Consider the following 19,450-nt stretch of genomic DNA (forward strand, 5'->3'; position numbering starts at 1 on the left):
GACAAGATGTTCGATTTGACAGGCAAGACGGCGCTCGTGACCGGCGCGACCGGTGGCATCGGCGAAGCCATCGCCACGGCTTTGCATGCGCAGGGCGCGACGGTGGCGCTGTCCGGAACGCGCAAGGCGGTTCTCGAAACGCTGGCCGCGAAGCTCGGCGATCGCACGCATGTGCTGCCGTGCAATCTTTCCAACGCCGCTGAGGTCGAAGAGTTGGTGCCGTCAGCCGAGAAAGCCATGGGCCAGCTCGACATCCTCGTCAGCAATGCCGGCATCACCCGCGATAATCTGTTCGTCCAGTTGAAGGACGAAGACTGGGATGACGTGATCAACGTCAATCTGACCGCGACCTTCCGCCTCGCACGCGCCGCGACCAAGCTGATGATGCGCAAGCGCTTCGGTCGCATCATCGCCATCACTTCGGTGGTCGGCGTGACCGGAAATCCCGGGCAGGGGAATTACACCGCGGCGAAAGCCGGCCTGATCGGCATGATGAAGACACTGGGTGCGGAATACGCCAAGCGCAACGTGACGGCCAATTGCATTGCACCCGGTTTCATCGCAACGCCGATGACCGATGTGCTCAATGACAAGCAGCGCGAAACGATTCTGACCAAGGTGCCGGCAGGGCGTCTCGGCTCGCCGGAAGATATTGCGGCAGCTGCGGTCTATCTGAGCTCAAATGAGGCGGCTTACGTCACCGGACAGACGATTCATGTCAATGGCGGCATGGCGATGATCTAAGCGTCGGGGAACCCCAACGTCGTGATTTAATTGAGGTTTGGACAGTCACCGGGCTATGTGGCCAAGCCAAATGAAGTATGGTAACCGAACCTCCAACGGTGGGGCAAAGAAGGCCATTGCAGGAATTTGAAACCCTGTATATTGGCGGGGACGAGCCTGCCGTTTTCGCGAGGCTCCGTCCGGGACGACGGGGTCAATCCAGAGACGCGCAACTGCGCAAGGTTTAACGAGTTAAACGCTCCACGATGGCTCGTATCGTCTGCGGACGGGCCCAATGTAACAAGCACGAGGTTGATATGAGCGAGATTGGCGAGCGAGTGAAGAAGATCGTGGTTGAACACCTTGGTGTTGAACCCGAGAAGGTGGTCGATGCCGCGAGCTTCATCGATGATCTCGGCGCTGACAGCCTCGACACGGTCGAGCTCGTGATGGCGTTCGAAGAAGAGTTCGGCTGCGAAATTCCGGACGATGCGGCCGAGACGATTCTGACCGTCGGCGACGCAACCAAGTTTCTCGAGAAGAACGCAAAGAGCTGACACCTTCGCGCGACACATTTTGAAGCCGGCCGGATCGCGTTTGTGCGATCCACCGGCTTCTTGCTGTGACGCGTAGGCATTGCTCAAAGGCATTGGCTCAAGGATGGGCCATGGAGGTACGACAATGAGGCGGGTGGTCGTCACAGGCCTTGGCATGGTGTCGCCACTTGGCTGCGGCGTCGAGCCGACCTGGAAGCGCATCCTCAACGGTGAGAGCGGCGCAAAGCGGATCGATACGTTCGATGTATCCGATCTCACCAGCCAGATCGCCTGTGTGATTCCACGCGGCGACGGCACGGGCGGTACCTTCAATCCCGACCAGTGGATGGAGCCGAAAGACCAGCGCAAGGTCGACGACTTCATCATCTATGCGATGTGCGCCGCCAAGCAGGCGCTCGACGATGCCAACTGGCACCCCGACAATGAAGACGATCGCTGCGCCACCGGCGTGATGATCGGCTCCGGCATCGGCGGCCTGTCCGGCATTGCCGATACTGCATTGCTTCTGAAAGAGCGCGGCCCGCGCAAAGTGTCGCCGTTCTTCATTCCCGGCCGCCTGATCAATCTCGCTTCGGGCTATGTCTCGATCGAGCACGGCCTCAAGGGCCCCAATCATTCCGTCGTCACCGCATGTTCGACCGGCGCGCACGCGATCGGCGATGCCAGCCGTCTGATCGCGCTCGGCGATGCCGATGTCATGGTCGCCGGCGGCACCGAGTCGCCGATCAGCCGTTTGGCGATGGCCGGCTTCGCGGCAGCACGCGCGCTGTCGACCAATTTCAACGAAGCGCCGGAGAAAGCGTCGCGGCCTTACGACAAGGATCGCGATGGTTTCGTCATGGGCGAGGGCGCCGGCGTCGTCGTGCTCGAAGAGTATGAACATGCCAAGGCGCGGGGCGCACGCATCTATGCCGAGATCATCGGCTACGGCATGTCGGGTGATGCCTATCACATCACCTCACCGACGCCCGATGGCGATGGTGCGTTCCGCAGCATGAACGCTGCGATGAAGCGCGCCGGCATTGCTGCGGCCGACATCGACTACATCAATGCGCACGGCACTTCGACGCCGCTCGGCGACGAGATCGAACTCGGTGCAGTTCAGCGGCTGCTCGGCAATGCCGCGTCGAAAGTGTCGATGTCATCGACAAAGTCGTCGATCGGCCATCTGCTCGGAGCGGCCGGTGCGGTCGAGGCCATCTTCTGTGTGCTTGCGATTCGGGATAACATCGCGCCGCCGACGATCAATCTCGACAATCCGTCGGTGGAAACCGCGATCGATCTCGTCGCATTGACCCCGCGCAAGCGCGAGATCAACATTGCCTTGTCGAATTCATTCGGTTTCGGCGGTACTAATGCGTCCGTGATCCTACAGCGCGTGGCTGGTTAGAGAACCTCCACCGTTTCGCCGTATTCCGCGCTAATTCCTACACTGGGCGTATGTTATTGACGGGGATCGTGTTTGTCCCCGTCACGATTGAACCGACAGGATCAGGTACTATCGATGAGTGAGAGGCCGCCCATTTCGCCGAGGAGTCCGCGTGCCGCGCTGGAGCCGGAGCAGGTTCCGCCGCCGCCGAAGCGTTCCGATCATGCGCGTAATCCGCTCGTGGTTGCCGGTAATGCCATCATCACTATCATTATCGTCGCGATGCTCGGTGCAGGTGGCGCGTATGTCTATGGTCGCCAGGCGCTGGAAGCGCCGGGACCGCTGCAGGAAGAAAAGGTCGTCAATATCCCCGCGCGTGCGGGCAAAGGCGACATCGCCGAAGCGTTGCTGCGCGAAGGCGTGATCTCCGCCAATCGCTGGGTTTTCATCGGCGCCGTGTTTGCGCTGAAGGCCAGCTCGGAGCTGAAACCCGGCGAATATCTGTTCCAGAAGAACGCCAATCTGCGCGATGTCATCGGCACCATCGTCGAAGGCAAGGTCGTGCAACACTCCATCACGATTCCGGAGGGTCTGACCTCCGAGCAGATCGTCGCGCGTTTGACCGATAACGACATCTTCACCGGCTCGATCCGTGAAATGCCGCGTGAAGGCACGTTGTTGCCCGAGACCTACAAATTCCCCCGTGGCACGCCGCGCGACCAGGTGATCCAGCGCATGCAGCAATTGCAGAAGCGCGTGCTGGCCGAAGTCTGGGAACGCCGTAACGCTGACATTCCGGCGAAGACGCCTGAACAACTGGTGACGCTCGCCTCGATCGTCGAGAAGGAAACCGGCCGCGCCGATGAGCGCAGCCGTGTGGCCGCCGTGTTCGCCAACCGTCTGCGCCAGAAGATGAAGCTGCAGTCCGATCCGACGATCATCTATGGCATTGTTGGCGGCAAGGGCACGTTGGGCCGTCCGATCAAGCGCAGCGAGATCCAGCAGCCGTCGCCATACAATACCTATGTGGTGGAAGGCTTGCCGCCGGGCCCGATCGCCAATCCGGGCCGTGCGTCGCTTGAGGCGACTGCCAATCCGGCACGCACCCGCGACCTGTTCTTCGTTGCCGATGGCACCGGTGGTCACGCCTTCACCGAAACCTACGACGCACACCAGAAGAACGTCAGCAAGCTGCGCGCGCTCGAGAAGGCCGTCCAGAACGACGCCGTCGAGCCGCCGGAAGAGGCTGCTGCGCCCGCTGGAGCTCCCGCGGATCCCGCTGCTGCGACCGGTACAAGCCCGGCTAGACCCGCACCGGCCAAGCAGCGCGCCCGCACGGCTCCTGCGCCAGCCGCGCCGGCCCGTCAGGGCGCTGCGCAGTCGACGGGTACACCGCCGGTTGTTCAGCAATAGGCCGTACTACCAAGCCTGCGCTGGCTTCTGCTTCGAATTCCCCTTGGCCTGAAAAGGCCCTAACCTGAGCCGGTTCGCACCTTGCGAATCTTACTCGTATTCTTTGGAGACGTTCCGCGATGGCGTTGTCGAGCATGACCGGCTTTGCGCGAAGCCACGGCACCAGCGGGCCTTACAGCTTCGAGTGGGAGCTGAAATCCGTCAACGCCAAGGGCTTCGACCTACGCTTCCGGATGCCCCCGGGCTTCGACGAAGTCGAGGCGGTCGCCCGCAAGCGCGCCACTGAAGTGCTGTCGCGCGGCACGGTTTACGCGAACCTCACCGTTAAGCGCAGCAACGCGGCCTCGACAGTGCGGATCAACGAAGAGGTGCTGAATTCGGTGCTGCGTATTGCCGCCGAATTGGCCAGCAAGATCGACGCCGTCGCGCCGAGCGTCGATGGCCTGATGAATATCAAGGGCGTGATCGAAGTGGTCGAACCCGAGACGGATGAGGCCGAGGACAAGGCGGCGAAGGCTGCCGTGGCCGCGGCATTCGAAGAAGCGCTGACTGCGCTGGTCGCGATGCGCAAGCGTGAGGGCACGACGCTCGGCGAACTCCTGTCCCAGCGCCTGAACGAGATCGAGGCATTGTCGCACAAGGCCGAGGCCGCACCGGGCCGCAAGCCGGACGCCATTCGCGCGCGCCTTGCCGAACAGATCGCGACGTTGCTCGAGGCGACGGATCGTTTCGATTCCGATCGGCTGAGCCAGGAAGCGCTGATGATGGCAACCAAGGCCGACATCCGCGAAGAGCTCGACCGCATCGCGTCGCACATTTCACAGTCGCGCGAGATGATCAAGAAAGGCGGTCCGGTGGGGCGGCGGCTGGATTTCCTGTCGCAGGAGTTCAACCGCGAGGTCAACACCTGCTGCTCGAAATCCAACGATCTGGAATTGACCAGCACCGGCCTCGAGATGAAGAACGTGGTCGAGCAATTCCGTGAACAGGTACAAAATCTGGAGTGACCATGTCCGGGGGCAGCCGAAATTCTCAAGAAGCTGGCTTTGACGGAGTCGAACGGCGCGGGCTGATGTTCGTGCTGTCATCGCCATCCGGTGCCGGCAAGACGACGCTGACGCGACTGCTGATCGACCGGATGCCGGGGCTGCAACTGTCGGTCTCGGCCACGACGCGCCCGATGCGGCCTGGCGAGGTTGACGGCAAGGACTACATCTTCGTCGACAAGCCGCGCTTCGAGAAAATGGCCAAGGGCAATGAACTGCTCGAATGGGCCACGGTGTTCGATAACCGCTACGGCACGCCGCGTGCGCCGGTGGAAGCCGCGCTCTCAGCCGGCAATGACGTGCTGTTCGATATCGACTGGCAGGGTACGCAGCAACTGCGTGAGAAAGCCCGGGCCGACGTCGTCAGCGTCTTCATCCTGCCGCCCTCGGCGGCCGACCTCGAAAAGCGTCTTCATACCCGCGCGCAGGATTCCGACGAAGTGATCCGCGGGCGCATGAGCCGTGCCAGCCACGAGATGAGCCACTGGGCCGAATACGACTACATTGTCATCAACCACAATGTGGAGGAGGCCTATAGCGAGGTGCAGTCGATCCTCAAGGCCGAGCGTCTGAAGCGCGAACGCCGCACCGGCCTGACATCTTTCGTGCGCGGATTGCAGCAAGAACTCGAAGGCTAATACCATGCAGGCATTGTTCTGGAATGAGCGCACGCAGCAGCTCAACGATGGTGCACGGCTGTTCGATCCGCTCGCGCTGACATGGCGTGATGATGCGGTGGAGCAGGGCGGTGAAGCTGTGACGGCTTCCGAGGCGCTGCTGCGGCTCGCAGCGACGCGCAAGCTGCGCCGTGTGCCGATCGGCATCATCGGGCCGCGAGATGCGACGCAGGCGCAATACGATCTCGCCGAGCAGATGGGCGCGGCATTGGCGCGCCATGGCCTGCAACTGTTGTGCGGCGGCAAGAACGGCGTGATGGAAGCGGCGTGCAAGGGCCATGCACAGGAGGGCGGCATGCCTGTTGGTCTGCTGCCCGATGAGGAATGGGGCGCAGCCAATCCGTATGTGGCCATTCCCATCGCAACGGGCATCGGTCCGGCACGCAATGCCATTATCGCGCGCGCATGTCTCGTGCTGGTCGCGATTGGCGGAGGTGTCGGGACACTCTCGGAGATGGCGCTGGGACTACAGTTCAATCGTCTGGTGCTGGCGATGGCCGATGCGCCAGAGGTGAATACGGTCGAGCGCGTCGCTGATGTCGACGGCGTCATCGCTCGCATCGCAACACGCCTTCTCGCAAATGCATAACTTTGCCGCTCTGTCATAAAACTGATATGCCGCCGTTATACTGAGGCGCAGACTTCAGCATCACATTTGACAGGGGACATGGCTCGTGCCGTTCGTCGCGATCGCCTATCTGATTTTTCTCGCGGCGCCAGTCCTGTTGTTGTTCGTCGGCTCTTTTGGAGAAGTCTGGAGCGGCACGCTGCTGCCGTCAGGTTTCACCTGGCGCTGGTATCAGGAAGTCGCCGGCGATCCCAGCTTTCGCCGCGCTTTCACCACCAGCCTGAAGATTGTTGCGACCACCTGCATCCTCAACATCCTGATTGGACTTCCGCTCGCTTACGCCATTCATGCCGGCGCGCGGGGTGGTGTGCGGCTCGCGGCGCGGATCGTCACGCTGATGCCGATTGCCGTGCCCGAACTGGTCCTCGCTTTCGGCTTCATCCTCGTCTTCTCGTCGGATGCATTGCCGTGGCTTGGCAGTTTCTGGCTGCTGGCTGCGGGGCACCTCGTATTGACGCTGCCCTATACGGTGACGGCTCTTGTTGCCGATATGGATCAGCTCGGGCTCGCCGAATATGAGCACGCGGCCGCAACGCTTGGCGCATCGTTTCCGGCACGTATGTGGGACGTCACACTGCCGCAGCTGCATACGAGTCTGCTGTCCTGCATGCTGACAGTGGCCGCGCTGTCGATCGGTGAATTTCAATTATCCAATCTGGTCTCTGGCTTTCTGTCGCGCACCTATCCTGTGGTGCTGCTGCAGGCGTTCTATGGCGCGACGGGCTTTGCCTGCGCGGCCACCGTCGTACTGCTTGGGCTTGCGATGATCGCATCGCTGACCAGCGGGCTGACGGCGCGGGTCACCGGCCGACGTAAAGTGGGGGCAGGCGCGTGACGCTGCGATACGATCAAGTGAGCTACAGCTATCCCGGCACGAGCACTGGTGTGTTCGACATTGCTCTGGAGATCGGCCGCGGCGAATTGCTGGCGATCATCGGGGCGTCGGGGTCGGGCAAGTCGACGATTTTGAAATTGCTGGCGGGCTTCCTCAAGCCCGACACCGGGCGCATCCTGATCGATGGCAAGGACGTCGGCGCGTCACTGCCCGAGGCGCGTCGTCTGGGTGTCGTGTTTCAGAACTATGCGTTGTTCCCGCATATGCGACTTTGGGAAAACATCGCCTATCCGCTGAAGGTGCGCGGTATCGCCAAACAGGATCGGCGCGCACGTGCCATCGAGATGCTCGGACGTGTCGGCATGGGCAAGCGCGCGGAAGACTATCCAGCGGAATTGTCGGGCGGCCAGCAGCAGCGCGTCGCGCTGGCCCGTGCGCTGGTGTTCGAGCCGCAGGGACTGCTGCTCGACGAGCCGCTGTCGGCGCTCGATGCGGGATTGCGGCTGGAAATGCGCGACGAAATTCTGCGCGTGCAGCGTCAGGCCGGCATTGCGACGCTGCTGGTGACGCATGATCAGGAAGAGGCGCTATCGATTGCCGACAAGGTCGTGATGATGCGCGATGGCCGCATCGTGCAGATCGGCACGCCGCGCGAATTATACGAGACACCCGCCGATGCCAGTGTCGCGGCATTTGTCGGTCAATCCAACCTGTGGTCCGGCAGCGTCTCCGGCGATGGCATGGTGACAACGCCGATTGGTGCGCTGGCCTGCGATACGCAGGGCAAGAGCGTTGGCGCGAAGGTTACCGTATTCGTGCGTCCCGAGCGCGTCGAGCCCATCACCGGGCCGGTCGATGCGAGCAATCCCTGCTGCTTCGCGGGCAGCATGTCGGCCGACCGCTATCTTGGTCCCGTCAGGCGGATCGATATGGCCGTCGCCGGCGGCGCCATTCGCCTCGAAACCCATCTGCGCGGGCCGATCACCGGCGTGACCATCCCGCACGATGCCATCCGCCTTCTTCCCCCGACCTCATAAAGGAGATCGACATGAACCGACGCAAGTTTCTGAGCGGCGTTGCCGCAGCTTCCCTCGCCATTGCCATCAGCCCGGCCGCATGGGCCTTCGAAGGCGCCGAACTCTATGCCGGTGAAAAGGCGCTGTACGAAGCCGCGCGCAAGGAAGGCCTCGTCGTGTCGTTCGATACCGGACCGACCTGGGCCAACTGGGCCAATCAGTTCAAGGCGTTCCAGAAGCGCTATCCTGGCGTCGAGATGGTCTATAACGACCTTGGTTCGGCGGCGACCGTCGTCGCCCTCGACAAGGCGCGCAATCGTCCGCAGGCCGATACGGCCTATTACTTTGCAGCGTCCGCTTTGGACGCAGCAAAGGCCGGCGTGGTCGACGGCTTCAAACCAGTGAATTTCGACAAGCTTGCTGATCCGCTGCGCGAGACCGAAGGCCGCTGGTTCACCATCCACACGCTGAGCGTAGCGTTTCTCGTCAACGCCAAGCTGGTCAAGACCGTGCCGCAGAGCTGGGCTGATCTTCTGAAGCCGGAATACAAGAACGCCATTGTGTATCAGGACCCGCGCTCGACGGGGCAGGGCCAGGTGGTGGCCTTCGCCGCGGCCTTCGGCAATGGCGGCAGCATGGATAATGTCACGCCGGGTATCGACTATCTGGGCAAGCTGACCAAGGCCGGCAATGTGCTGCGCACCGTCGGCACCACGCCTTACGCGCAGTTCCTGAAGGGCGAGATCCCGATCTGGATCGGTTACGAGAACGATGGCTTGAAGGCCAAGTTCACCGACGGTCTCGGCGATGGCGTGTCCGTCGTCATTCCGAAAGAAGCTTCAGCCGCCGCGCCTTATGCGATCTCGCTTGTGAAGAACGGCCCGAACCCGAATGCCGGCAAGCTCTGGCTCAACTTCATCATGAGCGATGAAGGCCAGAAGATCTTCGCCGAGGGCTATGTGCGCCCGGCCGTGTCCGGTGTCGCCCTGCCGCCGAGCGTTGCCGACAAGATGCCGGCCGCGCCGCAGGTGCAGGCGATGGATATCGCCAAGGCCACCGCGAAGAAGGCCGAGATCGATGCCGGCTGGGCCAAGGCCGTCCTCGGTCAGTAAGCTGAACTCACACCGGCGATCCTCACGATGGTGTGGGGATCGCTTCTTCGTCACTCTGCAACAAGGATCACGATGAGCGCTCGCGTCCCGACATCCATGCTTGCTGCCTTTGCCGTACCCGGCAGCGTGGTGCTGGGACTGTTCTTCCTGATCCCTGTTTGCGCGGTGCTGGTCGGTGCTTTCGCGGATGGCGGCAGTGCTTTCGGTCGTCTCGCCAGCGATCCTGTGTTCTGGAACGGTCTGCGCGGTACGATGGTGCTGGGCACCGTCGCACCGCTGTTCTCGCTCGTTGTCGGCTTCTGCGTGGCGCTCGCACTGGCACGTTTTGCGCCGGGCCTGCGCACCGCAGCGCTGATTGCGATTTCGCTGCCGCTGACATTTTCCGGGTTGATCGTCGCCTATGGTTTTATCTTGCTGCTTGGCCGCGCCGGCTTCGTGACGCTGTTGCTTGCCAAACTAGGCTTCGATCCTGCTGTCATCGGTGGCTTCATCTTCTCGCCGGTAGGACTGGGACTGGCCTATTCTTATTATCTCGTGCCACGCGTCGTGTTGATCGTGCTGCCGGCGATCAGCAATTTCGATCGCAACCAGATGCTCGCCTCGCGCTCGCTCGGTGCGGGGAGTTTCCGAACGCTCATTGAAGTGATGCTGCCGCAGATCCTGCCGAGCCTGATCGCGGCCTATTGCCTGACGGCCGCAGTTGCCGTCGGCGCTTATGGTACGGCGCTGGCACTGGCCGGCACGCAGGTGAATATCCTGCCGCTGGTGCTCTACAGCAAGATCTCGGAGACGGGGACCGATCTGCCGGCCGCATCCGCTGCCTCGATCGTGCTGGTGGCGATCTGCGCGGTCGTGGTGGCGATCGGCGAAGCGATGCGTCCGCAGCGCAAGTCGTAGTCGCTGCCGCAGATCATTGCTTGCTGGCCGTCCAGCGGCCGGTGCAGCCATTCGACATTTGCATCGAGCCGCCGCCACCGCGGCCGGACAGGCGGCCGGTCATGACCGCGCTCACGCTGCCGCTGCTGCCGACACCTTGCAATACGCCGCTCGGACTGATGCTGCCGCCTCCGCCGACGCTCCCACCGGAGATCGTCAATGTGCTGCTGGCGGTTTTGCCCGCACACACCGACGATTGACCGATGAATGCGATCAGCCAGGTGCCATCGAAACTGGCGGCGCTGCCGCCGCCGTCACCAGAGCCGCGGCGGGCTGGAGCTCCACGCTGCTCGGATCGCGGCGGGCGGGCTGGCTTGGCGGCACGCGGCTCGGAGGATGAGCCGGACAACGACTTACTGTCATTGCCGAGGCTGCCGCCGGTGGCGCCCTGACTCCATGCATCGCTGCCGCCGAGTGCGGTGATCAGCAGACCGGGGAGGATGACGGATTTCGTGATGACCTGCGCGATTGCCATGGGCGGTTACTGCTTGCTTGCGACCCAGCGGCCCGAGCATCCATCGGATCGCTGGAAAACTCCCGAGCCGGTACGGCCGGAGAGGCGACCCTGGCTGGTGACGCGGATACCGCTGTAGTTTCCGCTTCCGCGCACTGTCCCGTTGGCGCTGACCGGGGCGCTGCCGTCTTTGCCGATCATCCTTCCGTTGGACACGACGAAGCTTTCCGTGAACGTGTCGGAACAGCCGGAGGTGCCTACGCTCGATATCGACCAGGCGCCGTCGAAATTTCCGGAGCCTCCCGCGCCCTCGCCACGGTTTCGCGACGTGGTTTGACGGCGCGGCGCGCGGCGCTCGGAGCTTTCGCGTTGGGCAGGCGCCGCCGATCGGGATTCGGGGGAGGAGCCCGACAGCGTCTTGCTGTCATTGCCAAGGCTGCCATCGGTTGCGCCCTGTGCCAGAGCTGCGTCTCCCGTAAATGTCAGAATGGCCAAACCAATCAGAAGTCCAGATCGAAAAATCATGTTCAATAACTTTCAAAAAAAGATCGAACTTACAATTTCGCGTCAGGCCCCATCGTGGCGTTGGCGCAGATGGCGCCGACGATCGGACATGATTTTCCTGTCTTGGTGCATTGATCGATGGCCGCATCGCGCGCTTGCGCAAGCGTGGGCCGCGCGACAAGCGACCAGTTGCCGCCGAGAGCTGCGAAGGCGCCGCAATTCGCTCCGTAAAACGACAGTTCGAGCGGGCAGGGAGCCGTGCCGCATTGGGCGCGTGCCTTGGTCACGGCTGACTTGCGGGACGGCTGATCCCACGACATGCCCCATTTCTTGTTCTTGATGTCGTAGACGATCGAACCCCATTGCTTCTGGTCGCTCGCGCTGCGCAAACGCTGCAGCAGGCCCTCGGTCGCCTCTCCCGTTGGCGGCATGCCGCCCTTGACCTGGAAATCGCGGATCGCAACCGCGATGCCATTCTTGCTATTCAGCGGTTCGGGATCGAAATTCAGCTCATAAAGCCGGTCGCTGATTTCCGTAAGCTTGATTGGATCCGTGATCGGCAATTTGTCGAAGTCGATCCGCGGTGCATCGGGCAGGCGTGCTTCCTGCACAGGCTTCTGCGGCACGACGAGCGGCACGGTGGCGGTTGGTGCCACGAAGTAAAACGTGCCGTCGATCGGCGACGACGATACCCATGGCTGTTGCGAGCCGCCGGTGGCGCGCTTCACGGCAAGGCCGACCTGATTGAAGGTCTGGAAAATATCGAGCCCGGCCTGACGGACAGTACTCGCCAGTGCCTTGGTATAGGGGCTGTTACCATCGCTGCCGTCCTGCGCCACGCTGCCGGGCTGGGTCGCATAGGAGATCAGCGTGCCTTCCGGTGCGCGCATCTGGGCGAGGCCGCCCTCGGAGGCGCGCAGGCCACGCGACCCGAACGGATTGTTCCGGCAGGCATCGAGGATGACCATGTTGAGGCGCGTGCCGGAGCCCTGCATCTGGCGCAGCACCAGATTGATATCGACCATCTGGAAATCGACATCCGCCTCGCGGGTCGGATTGGCGTTCACCGGCACGAGGTAATTGGAGCCGCTGACCTGCACGCCGTGGCCTGCGTAATAGAATAGAGCAACGTCAGCGCCCTGAACCTGTCGGCCGAAATTCTGCACGGCGAGATCAAGTGCGCTTTTGTCCAGGTCTAATTGCGCAGTGCCGCCGATCAGCGTGAAGCCGAGACCGCTCAGCGTCTCCGCCATCAGCTTGGCGTCGTTCTTCGGATTATCGAGCCGGGTGATGTTCTGGTAGCCGGAGTTGCCGACCACAAGCGCGATGCGCTTCTCGGCCAATGCAGCGCTGACCGAGAGCAGCAAAGTCAGGGCGATCAGCGCGGCAATTCGCGCAAGCGACCTGACCGGTTGGACGAAATGGTCCATGAATCCCATCCTGCAATGGGACATATCCTAGCCCGGATCGCATGAAGCGCAATCCGGGCCAGAGCCTGAGTGCAGTCTAATTCAGTTGGTCAGCATGATCCGGCCGACGACCTTGCCGGCGCGCAGTTCATCGATCCACTTCTGGGCATCGCCCATGGGCTCCGGCTTCATCGGCGTCGGCTTGAGCTTGCCGGCGCGGGCCAGCGCCATCAGCTCTTTGGCTTCCTCAAGCGTGCCGACCATGAAGCCCTCGATGGTCATGCGCTTATAGATCCATTGCACCATGGGCAGGCTAAATTCGCCGCCCATCAGGCCGGACACCACGATCTTGCCGCCGCGCGCCACCGTGGCCACCGCGAAGTTCATGGATTTGTCGTTGCCGGCAAAGTCGACCACGCCATCGAAGCCGCCGTCATTTTCCTTCACCATGCGCCTGGCGACATCGGGCTCGGAAGGGTCATAGGCGAAGGCAGCGCCGTTCTTCAGCGCGGCTTCGCGTGCCGCCGGATTGAGATCGGCCACCGAGATCGGCTGCTTGAACATCGCCTGTGCCAGCGCGAGACCGGCCATGCCGACGCCGCCGAGACCTACCAGCAGCAGGTTGCGTTGCCGCGGCCGATCGACGAGACGCTTGAGCGCGCCATAGGCGGTGATGCCCGAGCACATCAGCGTCGCCGCCATGTTGATCGGTAGCGGATCGTAATCGAGCAGATACTTCTCGTCCGGCACCAGCACATGCGTCGCGAAACCGCCGTCGAGCGCTACCCCGAGGAAGCGGTTCTTGGTGCAAAGGTTCTCATCGCCGGCGAGACAATCGCGGCACTTGCCGCAGCCGATCCACGGGAAGACGGCTTTCTTCGTACCGATCAGCGATCGATCGCCATCGGGGCCGACTTCATCGACAACGCCGGCGATTTCGTGGCCGAGTGTGAAGGGCAGCGTCATGCCGCGGGTGGTGTCGAGCTTCTTGCCGCTGCCGAGATCTGCATAGCCGTCCTGGATATGCAGGTCGGAATGACACAGCCCGCAGCATTCGATGCGGACCAGCACTTCCTTGCCCTGCGGCTTCGGCGTGTCGACGATGGTTTCGCAAAGCGGAGCGTCGAATTTCACCAGTGACTGGCGTTTCATAAGAGCCATTTTTGTTTTCCCTAGACTTCGTTGCATCCTAGCAATCACAGGACGGGGGCGAGTTCAAGGGCGCGAAAGAGCGCCAGGTTTGCACCTTCTTGCCCACGTCGCGGTCGTCTTGAGAGGCTCATGTCGCGCGCATGCGGGCCCGGGCTGCACGACGAATGCTGAGCTTTCTAAGGCGCGACCAAGCGGGGGAGACTTGTTCTGGCGCGGGCTCGACCACCGCCTGCAGCAGCCGTGCATAGTCGAGGATCAGGCCGGGCGTCCATGCCATTGCTTCGGCGCGGCGTCGTAATACGCTTGCAACCCACAATTCGGGCGTGGCCACGGCCTGGAAAAATGCGCGCCAAGGCCGATCGGTGCGTCCAAGCACACCTTCGAGGCCTGCATCGAGCGCGTGCGCCACAGCGGTCGAGCAATTGCGGCTGGTGAGGTTGTAGGTCGTATCAACGCGGTAGGTGCGCCAGAAGTGACGGACGCGGACGCGGTCGATGCGCGTGAAGCGGATATGTTCGGTTGCCTCGCACCATCCGGCTGCTTCCTCGGCGTAGCTCGGCTGAAAACGACCCGGAAGATCGTTCTCGACACCGGCACGCAGCACCCGGCCGAACTCGTCCGGTGCCCGGTCGATTTCGACGGCTGGATAATGGCTGACATAAACATTGGGCGCGAGCTCAAGTGCCGCATGGCCGGTAGAAACAATCCCATTGGCGTCGACAGCCGCAATGTAGCGATCCACCAGCGGACGGCGCCGCGCGCTGCGGCCGGGCCCTGTGGGTGTCCAGACATGCACGACGAGATCGTCCTTGCCGGCATCATCCGGCGTGGCGGGCACCCACAATGCGGTCGGAAACGAGCCGCCCACCAGCATCGAGATCGGTGCATCCGGTGGCAATCGCCGCAAGCGATTAGCCAGCAACGTCGTGCTCAACCCCGACACGATCAGGAGCGCGCCGATGTTAAAGCCGATCGTGCCCTCGTACCAGGTCGGCCACGGCTCCAGTGTCGTGGCGGCGAGCATCACCTCGACAGTGCCGGCACCGATTGCCATCCGCCAGTTGTCGAAGCGCACCAGCCAGGCGCTGACAATGCGTGCGCTGCCGTCGAGCAGCAGCACGCCGCCCAGTAGCATCGCAATCAGCAGGTTGGAATGGCGCGGCTGTGCGATGATGATGATCGCTGGCACGAGCAGGATAACGGCCTTGGCGAACTGATACGGTCGGCGCGTGATGGCAAGCAGGGCAGCCATCAGGCTGACAATGCCTTCCAGCAGCAGCAGGTAGCCGAAATAGTGAGGGCGCACGATCGTGCTGCCATCGCACGCGTCGATCACGATAGCGAGGCCCAGGGTGGCCCACAGCACGCCGATCGCGAGCAGCAACCGCCAGCGCCGTTGCACCACTTCCGCGCCCAGCAGGAGTAGCAGCAGTCGTATCATCGGTTGCCCATGATCCCGGTTTCCAGGTCCAGATATAGCCAGCGGATGATTAATGTTTTTATGCGAGGAGCTCTGCGTTCATCGTGGGGGCACGCATGCAGTCTTCAGCCAGTTCCGCATCCGGTTCCACGCTCTGGTCGCGCGCCGCGGTGATCATGGCTGCAATGATCTTCGGGCTGACTTATAGCCTCAGCGCGGCGCTGATTGCGCTGGATCTGGCAGAACGCGGCTCGTCCGACACATTCATCGGGGCGAATGCCGCGATGCATGCGGTCGGTGTGCTGGCTATGGCATTTGTGTTGCCAGGGTTTGCCGCGCGCGTCGGCATGCGGCGTACGGTGATCGCTGCGCTGGCGGTCGCTGCCGTGGTACTTGCGCTGTTCCCGGCGGTGCCGTCGATCTGGCTGTGGTTTCCGCTGCGCATCGTGCTTGGCGCTGCGTCCGAAACCCTGTTCGTGATGTCGGAAACCTGGCTGAACAGCCTGAGCACCGACGCGACGCGGGCCCGCGCCATGGCCGCCTATACTGCCGCGCTCTCGGTAGGCTTCGCGCTCGGTCCGCTTACGCTGTCTCTTGTGGGGACGCAGGGCGGGACCGCCTATTGGATCGGCGCGGGCTTCTCCATTCTGGCCCTGATGTGTCTAGCGACGCCAGGAATTACACAGCCGGTGTTCGATGAACCTGCGGATGGCAATCCGCTGCGCTTCATCATACTGGCGCCAATCGCGATGGCGGCAACGGTTCTGCATGCCGCAGTGGAAAGTGCCGGACTGTCGTTCCTCGCGCTCTACGCGGTGAAGCTTGGCTGGCTCGAGACGGAAGCGACGCAGTTGATGTCGTGCGTGATGGTGGGCGCCATCGTGCTGCAACTGCCGATCGGCTGGCTCGGCGACAAGCTCGACCGCCGTCGCATGATCATTGCCCTGGCGGGACTGGCAGTGATCGGTGCGCTCGTGTGGCCATGGGCGCTGCTGTCGCCATGGACCACCTATCCCTTGCTGTTCGTGTGGGGCGGGGTGTTCGTCGGGATCTACACGATCATGCTGACGATTGTCGGTAGCCGCTTCAGCGGCAGCCAGCTGGTTGGTATCTATGCTGCGATGGGACTAATGTGGGGTGCAGGTGCGCTGATCGGTCCGGTCTTCGCCGGCGTGGCGATGCAGGGGCTGACGCACGGACTACCAATGTTCGTGGCGTTCGTTTGCGCCTGCTTCATGTGCGCGGCGATCTGCAGTCCTGCACGGGACGTCAGGGCGCTGGCATGATGCTCTTTGTCTTCCTGATCTCTGACAATTCGCGCGCCATCGCGACAAAACCCGACACCGGGACAGTCTCTGCGCGCCGCGTAACGTCGACATTGGCGGCGGCGGCCAGCCGTTCCGGATCGGTGCCGAGCGACTTCAGGCTCTGCCGCAGCATCTTGCGGCGTTGGTTGAAGGCTGCGGCCGCCACCTGCTCTAGCAGGCGTCGTTCGCAGGCCTCGGGCTCCGTACGGGGAGTGAGGCGCACGACCGATGACGTCACCTTCGGGGGCGGCGTGAAGGCGGCCGGCGAGATGTCGAACAGGATCTTGGTTTCGGCGCGCCAGTTCGACAGCACACCGAGCCGGCCATAGGCCTCGTCATCTTCGATGGCGACGATCCGTTCGGCGACCTCGCGCTGGAACATCAGCACCATCATGTCGTACCAGGGCGGCCACGGCTCCGTGCACAGCCAGTCGATCAGCAGCTGCGTGCCGATATTATAGGGCAGGTTGGCGACGATCTTGGCGCGCTCGCCTGATAGCATCGGGCGGGGATCGAAGGTCTGTGCGTCGCCGATCACGATCTCGAGCCGGCCAGGATAGTGCGCGGCGATTTCCTTGAGCGGGCCGAGCGCGCGCTCGTCACGCTCGACGGCGATGACGCGTTTGGCGCCCGTCGCCAGCAATGCACGGGTGAGGCCGCCGGGGCCGGGGCCGACTTCGATAACCGTGCAATCTTCCAGCGGGCCGGCGGCGCGTGCGATGCGTGCGGTGAGATTGAGATCGAGCAGAAAATTCTGGCCGAGCGATTTGCGCGCCTGCAGATCGAAACGTTTGATGACGTCACGCAGCGGCGGCAGATCGTCGATCCCGCTCATGCGGATTGCGTCGCAGCCATGCGGGCCGCCAGTTTCAGCGCCGCAATAAGGCTCGACGGATTTGCGCGCCCGGTGCCGGCGATGTCGAATGCGGTGCCGTGATCAGGCGAGGTGCGGATGAAGGGCAGGCCGAGCGTGACGTTGACGCCCTCATCGAAGGCGATGGTCTTGATCGGGATCAAGGCCTGATCGTGATACATGCAGATCGCACAGTCATAGGTCGCGCGGGCCGCGGGATGGAACATGGTGTCGGAGGGCAAAGGCCCGCGTGCGTCGATGCCTTCGTTCTGCAACACGGTGACGGCGTGCATGATGAAGGCCTGCTCCTCGTCGCCCATCGAACCATCTTCGCCGGCATGCGGATTGAGGCCAGCAATGGCCAGTCGCGGCCGCTTGATGCCGAAACGGGTCTTCATGTCGTTGACCACGATGCGCGCGGTGGCAGTGATCAGCGGGCCGCTCAGTTGGGCAATGGCATCGCGCAGCGAGACATGGATCGTGACCGGCACCACGGCCAGCTCGGGCGACCACAACAGCATCACCGGCAGCGGGACCTTTCCGTCGCGAGCGGCCAGCTCGGCGAGAAATTCGGTGTGACCGGGGTGAGTGAAACCTGCGCGATAGAGCACGCTCTTGGCGATCGGATTGGTTACGACGGCGCTGGCACGGCCGGCTTCCACATCCGCGACAGCCTGACGGATCGAGGCGACGGCTGCGGGCGCGCTGGAGGCGTCGGGACGGCGCGGAGGCGCGGTGATCGTCTGTCCGATCGACACCACTGGTAACGCGTCAGCAAACGTCTCAGCAGCACCGGCGGGCGTTGCATCGGCCAGCCTGACGTCGAGGCCGAGCGTCTTGGCACGTTCCGTCATGAAGTCACGGTCGCCAAGCAAATAGAACGGGGGCAGGTCGAGTTCGTGCCGACGCAGCCAGGCAGCGATGGCAATGTCCGGGCCGATGCCGGCAGGTTCGCCCAATGTAAGCGCTAGAGGTTTGGTCATGGTGCCGCCCTAAGCCAGTCGCGGCCTAAGCCGGATCGGAAATTACCGATATTCGATCATCGCCGCTTTGCGCACTTCCTGCAGGTAGGATTTCGACTTCGCTTCGAATTTGTCGGCAAACATCTTATCGCGGACTTCCCGCTTCTTCGGGGTATCGACCTTGGTCGGCTTGCGCGCGCATAGAGCGACCATTTCGACACCCTGGCGGGTCACTTCCGGAGGCGTGAGACGTCCGATCGGGGTCTTGTCGAGCAGTTCTCGCAGCGACGGCGGCAGATCGGCAGAGGTCTTGACGACCGTATCGCGGATGGTCGCATTCTGCATCGACTTGAAGGTACGGTTGGCGTCTTCGCAGCTCTGGATACGCTCGCGCAGCCCTTCGGCTTCCTTGTGCCGCGCTTCCATCATGCCGGACGCCGCACCGCGGGGGACGACCAGCACAACCGGTCGCATCTGATATTCGAACGCTTCGGTCATGGCATCGCCACCGGCGCTCTGGACGGCTGCATCGACTTCCTTTTCGCCGACCTGCAGGCTCTGCTTGAAGCGCCCGCGGACGATCGCGTTCCAGACCATGTCGGCTTTCAAGCGGCTTTTCAGCGTGTCCGGGCGGATTCCTTTGGATGCTAGCGATTGCACGAGCTGATCCGGTGTGAGGCGCATGCGCGAGCTCATGTTCTGGAACGCACCATCGACTTCCGAGGCACCGGGATCAACGCTGTATTTCTTGCCTTCCTTGATCTTCACCTTTTCGCTGATCAACTCCTCGATCACGTCCTGGCGGCTGTTCGTCTTCGCGCCGGACAGTGCATTCAACTTGGTGCGCTGCTCGATATCGAAATTGGTGATGGGCTCGCCATTGACCATGACGGCGACGGACTGGGCCCGAGCCGGTGATCCCGCGCAAATGAGAAGGGTAACTGCCGTCGCCAAAGTGGCTTGCAGAACGCGTCCGGAAATCATCGTACCCATCATTGTCAAAACCGCGGTGTCAAAGCTCTCTTGAAAGCAGAATTCGCATACATCGCGACGGAAAACGGAGATTTCACGGCACAA

The 19,450-nt window shown here is 62.6% G+C and carries 20 protein-coding genes; 12 read left to right on the top strand and 8 right to left on the bottom strand.

Features of this window, described 5'->3' with window-relative positions:
- Nucleotides 1-6: 6 nt before the first annotated feature.
- The 11 genes from fabG to AB8A38_RS03305 all read left to right on the top strand — a co-directional run bounded on the left by fabG (nt 7) and on the right by AB8A38_RS03305 (nt 10,273).
- Nucleotides 7-744: a 3-oxoacyl-[acyl-carrier-protein] reductase gene (fabG, locus tag AB8A38_RS03255; RefSeq protein WP_089263936.1), complete on the top strand. Its 738-nt coding sequence runs from the start codon at nt 7-9 to the stop codon at nt 742-744.
- Nucleotides 745-1,040: 296 nt separating this feature from the next.
- A complete protein-coding gene (locus AB8A38_RS03260) occupies nt 1,041-1,280 on the top strand; it encodes an acyl carrier protein (RefSeq protein WP_006020277.1) in 240 nt (79 codons plus the stop codon).
- Nucleotides 1,281-1,404: 124 nt separating this feature from the next.
- The gene (fabF, locus tag AB8A38_RS03265; protein ID WP_315842482.1) at nt 1,405-2,670 is read left to right on the top strand and encodes a beta-ketoacyl-ACP synthase II; all 1,266 of its coding nucleotides are present in this window, start codon (nt 1,405-1,407) and stop codon (nt 2,668-2,670) included.
- 114 nt (nt 2,671-2,784) lie between these two features.
- Nucleotides 2,785-4,062 (top strand): endolytic transglycosylase MltG, encoded by a 1,278-nt coding sequence (gene mltG / locus AB8A38_RS03270; RefSeq protein ID WP_315842481.1) that lies wholly within the window; start codon nt 2,785-2,787, stop codon nt 4,060-4,062.
- Nucleotides 4,063-4,181: 119 nt separating this feature from the next.
- Nucleotides 4,182-5,069, top strand: a complete 888-nt coding sequence (locus tag AB8A38_RS03275) for a YicC/YloC family endoribonuclease (RefSeq protein WP_315842480.1) — start codon at nt 4,182-4,184, stop codon at nt 5,067-5,069.
- Between the two features lie 2 nt (nt 5,070-5,071).
- Entirely contained in the window at nt 5,072-5,746 is a 675-nt protein-coding gene (gene gmk / locus AB8A38_RS03280) for a guanylate kinase (RefSeq protein ID WP_093758293.1), read from the top strand.
- Between the two features lie 4 nt (nt 5,747-5,750).
- The gene (locus AB8A38_RS03285) at nt 5,751-6,374 is read left to right on the top strand and encodes a TIGR00725 family protein (protein ID WP_315842479.1); all 624 of its coding nucleotides are present in this window, start codon (nt 5,751-5,753) and stop codon (nt 6,372-6,374) included.
- An 85-nt stretch (nt 6,375-6,459) separates the two neighbouring features.
- Nucleotides 6,460-7,248 carry an ABC transporter permease gene (locus tag AB8A38_RS03290; protein WP_116662420.1) on the top strand — a complete coding sequence of 263 codons (789 nt, stop codon included), beginning with the start codon at nt 6,460-6,462 and terminating at the stop codon, nt 7,246-7,248.
- Nucleotides 7,245-8,285: an ABC transporter ATP-binding protein gene (locus tag AB8A38_RS03295; protein WP_315842478.1), complete on the top strand. Its 1,041-nt coding sequence runs from the start codon at nt 7,245-7,247 to the stop codon at nt 8,283-8,285. The genes AB8A38_RS03290 and AB8A38_RS03295 overlap by 4 nt, the downstream gene beginning before the upstream one ends.
- Before the next feature lie 11 nt (nt 8,286-8,296).
- Entirely contained in the window at nt 8,297-9,376 is a 1,080-nt protein-coding gene (locus AB8A38_RS03300; protein WP_315842477.1) for an extracellular solute-binding protein, read from the top strand.
- A gap of 72 nt (nt 9,377-9,448) precedes the next feature.
- A complete protein-coding gene (locus AB8A38_RS03305; protein ID WP_315842476.1) occupies nt 9,449-10,273 on the top strand; it encodes an ABC transporter permease in 825 nt (274 codons plus the stop codon).
- Between the two features lie 13 nt (nt 10,274-10,286).
- On the opposite strand, the gene AB8A38_RS03310 is transcribed toward AB8A38_RS03305, so the two are convergent.
- The 5 genes from AB8A38_RS03310 to AB8A38_RS03330 all read right to left on the bottom strand — a co-directional run bounded on the left by AB8A38_RS03310 (nt 10,287) and on the right by AB8A38_RS03330 (nt 15,272).
- Nucleotides 10,287-10,787 carry a hypothetical protein gene (locus AB8A38_RS03310; RefSeq protein WP_315842475.1) on the bottom strand — a complete coding sequence of 167 codons (501 nt, stop codon included), beginning with the start codon at nt 10,785-10,787 and terminating at the stop codon, nt 10,287-10,289.
- A 6-nt stretch (nt 10,788-10,793) separates the two neighbouring features.
- Nucleotides 10,794-11,261, bottom strand: coding sequence for a hypothetical protein (locus AB8A38_RS03315; RefSeq protein WP_439084968.1), 468 nt, complete (start codon nt 11,259-11,261; stop codon nt 10,794-10,796).
- A gap of 59 nt (nt 11,262-11,320) precedes the next feature.
- Nucleotides 11,321-12,700: a caspase family protein gene (locus AB8A38_RS03320; RefSeq protein ID WP_439077388.1), complete on the bottom strand. Its 1,380-nt coding sequence runs from the start codon at nt 12,698-12,700 to the stop codon at nt 11,321-11,323.
- Nucleotides 12,701-12,781: 81 nt separating this feature from the next.
- Nucleotides 12,782-13,840, bottom strand: coding sequence for an alcohol dehydrogenase (locus AB8A38_RS03325; protein WP_439084969.1), 1,059 nt, complete (start codon nt 13,838-13,840; stop codon nt 12,782-12,784).
- Nucleotides 13,841-13,958: 118 nt separating this feature from the next.
- Complete coding sequence (locus AB8A38_RS03330; RefSeq protein WP_439084970.1) at nt 13,959-15,272, bottom strand: HdeD family acid-resistance protein; 1,314 nt, start codon at nt 15,270-15,272, stop codon at nt 13,959-13,961.
- 95 nt (nt 15,273-15,367) lie between these two features.
- On the opposite strand from AB8A38_RS03330, the gene AB8A38_RS03335 reads away from it, so the two are divergent.
- Nucleotides 15,368-16,537, top strand: a complete 1,170-nt coding sequence (locus tag AB8A38_RS03335) for an MFS transporter (RefSeq protein ID WP_439084971.1) — start codon at nt 15,368-15,370, stop codon at nt 16,535-16,537.
- Here the strand turns inward: AB8A38_RS03335 and rsmA are convergent.
- Genes rsmA through AB8A38_RS03350 form a run of 3 tightly spaced genes read right to left on the bottom strand, consistent with a single transcriptional unit; the run spans nt 16,521 to nt 19,366 of the window.
- Entirely contained in the window at nt 16,521-17,393 is an 873-nt protein-coding gene (rsmA, locus tag AB8A38_RS03340; protein WP_439084972.1) for a 16S rRNA (adenine(1518)-N(6)/adenine(1519)-N(6))-dimethyltransferase RsmA, read from the bottom strand. The two genes, AB8A38_RS03335 and rsmA, sit on opposite strands and share 17 nt — an antisense overlap.
- Nucleotides 17,390-18,394, bottom strand: a complete 1,005-nt coding sequence (gene pdxA / locus AB8A38_RS03345; protein ID WP_439084973.1) for a 4-hydroxythreonine-4-phosphate dehydrogenase PdxA — start codon at nt 18,392-18,394, stop codon at nt 17,390-17,392. Before pdxA ends, rsmA begins: the two co-directional genes overlap by 4 nt.
- A 42-nt stretch (nt 18,395-18,436) precedes the next feature.
- Complete coding sequence (locus AB8A38_RS03350; RefSeq protein ID WP_420878646.1) at nt 18,437-19,366, bottom strand: SurA N-terminal domain-containing protein; 930 nt, start codon at nt 19,364-19,366, stop codon at nt 18,437-18,439.
- Between the last annotated feature and the right edge of the window lie 84 nt (nt 19,367-19,450).

Origin of the sequence: Tardiphaga sp. 839_C3_N1_4 (assembly GCF_051811045.1) — a bacterium.
GTDB lineage: Bacteria > Pseudomonadota > Alphaproteobacteria > Rhizobiales > Xanthobacteraceae > Tardiphaga.